The sequence below is a fragment of the Mesorhizobium sp. WSM4810 genome (assembly GCF_055811235.1).
The window spans coordinates 104317-110561 of record NZ_JBVVQV010000023.1 but is presented as its reverse complement, the minus strand read 5'-3'; the positions used below and the strand labels follow the sequence as shown (position 1 = coordinate 110561).

Here is a 6245-nt window from a genome sequence, read left to right as displayed (position 1 = left end):
CGCCTTGGGGATCAGCCGGTATTTGAACTGAGCATCGCCAGGCGCCAGAAGATGCGCAACGCGCTCAAGTGCGCCAATGGGAAGTCCATCCTCGATCCGGGAGATCAGCCCGAAAGGCGACCGCGCCGCCACCTCCTTAACGGGCAGCCCCAACACGTCGGCGACGTTTCCGAACGCTAGCATTTCACTCTCCATTCCATTTGAGGCAAAATATAGCCTCACTTGATGCGTCATGCAAGCCCCGCAGCAGCGCGAACCGATCCGCCGACAGTCACCCTGTCATCTTTGCAGTCGCGCCGTTTGCTCGCAATGCCGCCATCAGCATCGGCCCGACCGAAAACTCCCCTGCCCTCGCCTTCTCGGTCAGCACGCGCAGATAGCCACCAGCTGACTCGATGTGCTGTGCCCGCTGCAGAATGCACGCAATCACCACTGCGGCGATTTCCTGACCCATGACATGGCAGGCATCCTCATACGCAGACGGCGAAACGCCCAGGTATCCTCGTACCTGGGCGGCGGTTATCATGAAATCGCGCCAGTTGCCGATGCCCTCAACAGCGTAGTCTGCAATTTCGGGGCAGGCCTTCAGCACTAGCCCCAGCGGATAAATTCTCGGCGGCTCTGCGGTCCTCGTTAGTGGCTCGGCCGCTGCCCCGCTTTTCTCCAAAGCAGGTTCAAATTCAAAAATAGAGTCGGTGTTTGAATCAGATTGCTGCCGCTCGCTTTGGGATTCATTGCCGCTCGGATTCGTGGATTCCATATGGGTTTCCAGCAGCTTATCCACGTCATCACGCAACGCAGCCAGATCGGCCACGATAGTTTCAAGCTCGGCAATGCATGCACGGCGCGGAATTGTCTCCACAACGGCGCGGAAACGCCTCCACAGGCCTCCCCAGTCGCCCGGCACGTCTTCCTCAACGGCCGCCTCGACCAGCTTGTGGATATCCCGGCGGTGCAGCGTAATGCGTTCCCTAATAAGCCTTAGCGCCCTGTTGTCGGCGCGAACACGCTCGGCCGCCGCCTCGAACTCTTGAGCACGGGCCAGCAGCGGCGCCAGCGAAAAGCCAAATGCTTCCTCGATCTCCCCTCCCCTGCCCTTGCGTGCATAACGCTTGCCGTTCGGGCTGTCCCGACGGATGACCAGACCGCAATTCACCAGTTCCGCCAGGTTCCTCCGCAAGGTGGAATCGGGCATGCCGTGCGCCCTGAGCGACAGCTGTGCGTTCGAGGGAAACACGATGAGGCCGTTTTCCTCGCTCAGCTCATTGTCAGGATAGAATGACAGCAACGCATTCAGGACGGCCAGGGCGCGATCGCCGATGCCGACGATGCTTTTACCCTCGCAGAGGTTGCGGTAGATTTGCCACTTGTCGACGACCCTGCCCTTGGGGATCTCACGTGACCCGTTTTGCGCTGCCAGCATGGCAAGCGACATCGGCCGCCGCCCAAAGGGCGTCGTTGCAATACTCGTCTCCATTTCTTCCTTCGCCTTCAGTTAGGCAAAAGAAATCCGTCCGCCGAATCGACGCTTAAAACTCTTGACACTGATTCGTGGAAATGAGATTCTCGGCTTGCTACAGATCGAGAAGGGCTTCCACGGTTCGCCGTCGGGGGCCTTTTTCTTTTGCGGTTTCAGTTCTCCTGCTTCGACTGCCAATCGGCATAGAGGCCATCTAGCCGTTCGGTAATGTATGCGGCAAAGAGCGGCCCGTTGACCGCGCCAATAGCGATTGTGGCGGTTTTTCCGCTGGTTTTCAGCGAGACGCGAATCGATTTGTCAGCGGGGGCCCAGGATTTGAGAGCACCGTTGCTTTTGGGCGTCTTCTCAGGTTTGATTGTCAGGGCATCGACCACTGCTTGAAAACGTTGATCACTCGAGAGCGCCCTGGTTTCTGGTTCCGACAGCAATGCCAGCACGTTATTGACGTTTACCTTCGGCAGCAGCTCGGCGAGTTCCATCCACCGCCTACGGCCGATCTCAGGCGCAGCGCCTATGGCTTCGATCAATTCGATTGGCACCTGCCGCACAACAGAGACCATTTTCGACAGAGCAGCCTTATCGATCCCGAGGGCCGCCATGATGGTCTCTCGGGAGAACGAGCGATCTTCCAGGCGAACTGCAAACAATGCTCTCTCTATGTATGAAAGATTAGTCCGGGCGTTGTTCTCCTGCCCCTGACTGACGACGAGCTGGTCGTCGGAAAGTTCCCGGACGACCGCGCGGACGTTGATACCTAATACCTTGACGGCCGCCAGTCTCCGATGGCCATAGGCGACCTGATACCGTCCCCGGGCGTCTGGATGAGGGCGCACAAGGATCGGCACCTGTTGTCCGTGGTCTTTGATTTGCTCGCTAAGCTGGGCAAGCTTGACGACATCGATGCCAATTCGATCGCTGACGAAAGAGGAGTCAACGAGGGCTGGATCGATCTCAATGATCGTTTGCCCTTCGGCCAGCTGCTTCTCGATATCCTGGGCGCGTTCGAACTTCTGCGTAATGTTGCCGAGGGTCTTGGTGATCCCCCCAATGGGAGTGTTGCGCACAGCAGGAGGGACGAAGCCCGCGATTGGTCTCGCAGCCGTCATCGGCGATGAAGTTTCCGTGGCTGGATTATCAACCGAAACCTCAATGAGATTCTTGCGGGCCATTATTTCCTCCCCCAAGTCGCCTTCAGCAGGCCTTCGATTTCCGAATTGACCTGATTCAAGGACTCCATAGCACGGTCGTACGTTCCCCTCGTGAATTGCGACCGCTCGACTTCATAGAGGGTCTGCTTTGTCACGCCTGCGTCGGATATCGCCGTCGATTTGAGCATGGGGTTGTGAAGCATCCGATTCCCAAAGATGGCGCGCATGAACCCAGTCATCTGGCTTTGCGGGCCGTCATTCGGCTCGAAACGTGTCACGAGATAGCGCATCCAGTCGTAGCTGGTGCGTCCCCCTGCCCTTTCCACGACAGCCATTAACTCGCTGGTCATCGCCAGAAATTGACTCATCGACATCACATCTAGCATTTGTGGATGAACGGTAATGAGAACCGACGTTGCGGCACAAAGCGCCGACATCGTCAAAAAGCCCAGTTGCGGGGGGCAGTCGATAATGACTACATCGTACAGGCTTTCAATGTCGGTCAGGACTTCGCCGATCCGGGCAAAGAACATCGATTCTGCCGATCCAGTCATAATCGCTTTTGGCGTCTCATGCTCGAATTCCATCAATTCGAGGTTGCCCGGCACAATGTGCAAATTCGGCGTGTATGTCGCTCGGACGATCTCCGACAGCGGTCGCGGTTCGTCGTATCGTATGGCGCCAAAGAGCGTCTCGCCTTCGCCAACATCGAGTTCGGGCTGATGGCCGAACAAAGCCGATAGCGACGCTTGTGGATCGAGATCAATCGCAAGCACCTTATAACCGCGAAGTGCCAGATACTGTGCAAGGTGCGCGGACGTGGTTGTTTTTGCGGAACCACCTTTGAAATTCATCACCGCAATCACCTGAAGTTTCTCTCCAGGACGGCGGTTCGGGACATATTTTGGGGACCCGTTCTTTTCGTCGAGAGTCTGCCGAATCCGCCCCATGTCGTCCGGCGTGTACATGCGCCGACCGTTAGCCAGCGGCTCTGGCCCGTAGCCTTCGGATGCGACTTGCCTGAGATATCCTTCTCCGATGCCGATGTAATAGGAGGCCTCGGCCGGGCTGAAATTGCGAATCGCCTTCTGAGAATTCGGAGGAAATATCTTCTGCTGGTGCAACTGCAACTGACGTGACAGTTCGAGCGAATCTGCCGACAACATGGACGGCAGGTGCTCCTGTTCACCGCTTTGGATTGAAGTCTGTAACATCCTTGGCCCTCGAACTGCGCAATTAACACTAAGATGCGATAAACTGCGCAGTTATAATAAGACCCGATTCGTTACGAATTTACAAACGCTTAACCCTGATGCCGTTTCGAGCTTAGTTGTCCGCGGACAACTCATGGGGAAATGCAGAAGAACACCTTAGACCGAGCAGTGGTTGTCCGCGGACAACCAAATGGCAAGTCACCTGAAACGATGAAGGATCGATTGCTGTGACAGTGCCGAACTTCCCCCGCCGCCGTCCCGATAGTCGCTTCTCCTTACGCGGCTTCCTGTCCGGCGGCCGGCTGCAGCGCGGAGTGATACTCAGCAGCGGCCTGCGTTTTCCAGCGGCCGTGATGATGGCCCTCTTGTCATTCTTCAGGACAGCGTGCCAGCTCACCAGATAGGCGGCTGTGTTGTCGCGGCACCCAGAAACGACGCCGCGAGCTCCTCGACGGCATAGCCTTCACTGCCGAATCTGCCCCGCAGGTCGCGGTCCAGGCGTTGGTTGACGGCAAAGACCGCAGATACCGAAACGAGCTCATGCACCCCGAAGAGGCCGCAACGAAGAGGAGGATCACGACAGCGATTGCGTGGGGGAGGGGCTATCGTAACTTGTCCGCCAAATCACCCGACGGACGGAGGCGGCGGCCGCATCGATCACGCCTGGCCGGTCAACCACGGTTGCTGAGAAGCTTGCCGCCTGCGGACGCTGTCATCGTTCGCGGTCATCGCTATCGCGCTCACGCGCTCGCTGGGCCGCGGTATCCGTCTCGATGGCATTCAGTTCGGCAGGCGGCGTGTCCTGCCTGCTCACTTTAGCCCGTTCGGCTTACGCTTCGATGAGACCTCCGGCTCACGGCCACGGCGGGAAAAATTGGATCGCGCGATAAAGGTAACCTCCGCCTCGTCATAGGGCAGCCGTTCGGGGAGGTCAGCGCGATCCACAGCGACGATCCGCTCGGTGGTGACGACAATGGCGACACGGTCTTCGTCCCCGAGCATCGGGCCGGGCTTCCTCGCCCGGGCGGGCCGTGCGGTCGTTGTGTTCAAAGGAATTGTCCGCTGCCCGGAGACCCTCACTCGCGAGCATTGCCCAAAGCACAGATGAACTGCTTGTGCAGCGCTGCCTGCGCCCCCGCACAGAAGGGCAGGGATGGTGTGCAAGCCAAAAATCAAGGCGATGAAGTAGCACACGATGCCAGTGGTCGCGACCGTGATAACATCCAGTAAGTCGTCTTCCACGACCAGTCTTCCTTGTTGTCGGACGGTCTGCCAACGCGCCACTCGGCCGAAGGGGAGGGGGCACGAACCCAGCCGCGATAGCGGCGCCTTCGCCGGATTGCGCCGCCGCGACGACTATTCTAGGCCGCTGCAGACGTTGCCGGAGGGCGACGCGAAAACGTGCAGAACCGTCGAACGTTCTGTCAATCATTCGTATTGGCGTTGGCAACTTGGAAGGCGTTGAACGTCGTTGCGACCAGATCGGTCGTGTAGACCGTCTCGCCGTCCTTTTCGTAGGATGAGTTGTTTATGCGGCCTTCGGCAATGACCGGCTGGCCTTTGGAAACATTGTCTTTGATCCACGCGGCCTGATCATCGAACACGGTGACGGTGACCCAGTCCGTCCTGGTTTCCTTTTTCCCGGCGTCGTTGGTCCAATAGCGGTCGGCGGCGATGCTGACCTGGACCGCCTTGTTGAAGCCGGTGACGCTGCCTACGTTACCGGCAACGGTGAAACGGTTGATGCTGCGCATATTGGGATCCCTTCTTTAATTAGGTGGCTCGATTTCCGTTCGCACGTCAATTAGAGTGTCATCATAGAATCGGCGGAAACAGCAGTCAGATGTTGAGATTGAACCAGGCCCGCTGTCTAAAGCCCGTGGCGTCAGTGTACTCAACGTACCAAGGCTCGCACCGGCCGCGGCATGCTGATGGTCTTCTGGCAACTGTCGCCGTCACGCCGGTTGGTGACTGGCTTGAAGATTGGCCTGCCGTTGCGATGGTTGAAGCACAGATTCTCGCGCTTCTCGCACATGTTTGGTTTTGAGCGGTTGCCGTCGTGCCCGACGTCGCTGTAGCCGACGGTCCAACCTTCCGGGCAGTCGTCATAGACGTCTTTCCGCGCCGCGGAGGAACTCGCGGCGGGACACGTCGGCCAGGAGAAACCCGGAAGCTTCATGGCCCCGAGGAGCCGGTACATGGGCGGGTGGCAGCTTGGGGTGGCTTGCCAGTTCCCGGAGACGCACAGCAGTACCTGACAGCCCCATTCGGAAGCCGGTGCGCTGCTGGCGTAGAGGGAGCCGACTGCAATGGCGGCGGCATAGAGCAGAGATTTGGTCAATGGGAGCTCCTTTCACGGACGTCGCAGTTTATACTTTAATTGATTTCTTGCGATCGCGAAAG

Annotated in this window: 6 protein-coding genes and 2 pseudogenes; all 8 read right to left on the bottom strand. The window is 58.2% G+C overall.

What is annotated here, in order from left to right; translation table 11 throughout:
• Positions 1-183, bottom strand: a pseudogene (locus tag AC0L3O_RS26885) (antitoxin); the annotation flags it as partial.
• 88 nt (positions 184-271) lie between these two features.
• Positions 272-1477, bottom strand: a complete 1206-nt coding sequence (gene repC, locus AC0L3O_RS26880; RefSeq protein WP_473617097.1) for a plasmid replication protein RepC — start codon at positions 1475-1477, stop codon at positions 272-274.
• 155 nt (positions 1478-1632) lie between these two features.
• Entirely contained in the window at positions 1633-2649 is a 1017-nt protein-coding gene (gene repB, locus AC0L3O_RS26875; protein ID WP_473617095.1) for a plasmid partitioning protein RepB, read from the bottom strand.
• On the bottom strand, positions 2649-3842 hold the full coding sequence (gene repA, locus AC0L3O_RS26870) for a plasmid partitioning protein RepA (RefSeq protein ID WP_287304689.1): 1194 nt from the start codon (positions 3840-3842) through the stop codon (positions 2649-2651). Before repA ends, repB begins: the two co-directional genes overlap by 1 nt.
• A 275-nt stretch (positions 3843-4117) precedes the next feature.
• Positions 4118-4343 (bottom strand): annotated as a pseudogene (locus AC0L3O_RS26865) (zincin-like metallopeptidase domain-containing protein); the annotation flags it as partial.
• Between the two features lie 309 nt (positions 4344-4652).
• Positions 4653-5084 carry a hypothetical protein gene (locus AC0L3O_RS26860; RefSeq protein ID WP_473617094.1) on the bottom strand — a complete coding sequence of 144 codons (432 nt, stop codon included), beginning with the start codon at positions 5082-5084 and terminating at the stop codon, positions 4653-4655.
• A gap of 182 nt (positions 5085-5266) precedes the next feature.
• Positions 5267-5596: a single-stranded DNA-binding protein gene (locus tag AC0L3O_RS26855; RefSeq protein WP_473617092.1), complete on the bottom strand. Its 330-nt coding sequence runs from the start codon at positions 5594-5596 to the stop codon at positions 5267-5269.
• Positions 5597-5736: 140 nt separating this feature from the next.
• The gene (locus AC0L3O_RS26850) at positions 5737-6183 is read right to left on the bottom strand and encodes a hypothetical protein (RefSeq protein ID WP_473617091.1); all 447 of its coding nucleotides are present in this window, start codon (positions 6181-6183) and stop codon (positions 5737-5739) included.
• Positions 6184-6245 lie beyond the last annotated feature (62 nt).

Bases quoted from the DNA above. Each gene is read 5' to 3' on its own strand.
- repB (WP_473617095.1), bottom strand. From the start codon at position 2,649: ATGGCCCGCAAGAATCTCATTGAGGTTTCGGTTGATAATCCAGCCACG.
- repC (WP_473617097.1), bottom strand. From the start codon at position 1,477: ATGGAGACGAGTATTGCAACGACGCCCTTTGGGCGGCGGCCGATGTCG.
- AC0L3O_RS26855 (WP_473617092.1), bottom strand. From the start codon at position 5,596: ATGCGCAGCATCAACCGTTTCACCGTTGCCGGTAACGTAGGCAGCGTC.
- repA (WP_287304689.1), bottom strand. From the start codon at position 3,842: ATGTTACAGACTTCAATCCAAAGCGGTGAACAGGAGCACCTGCCGTCC.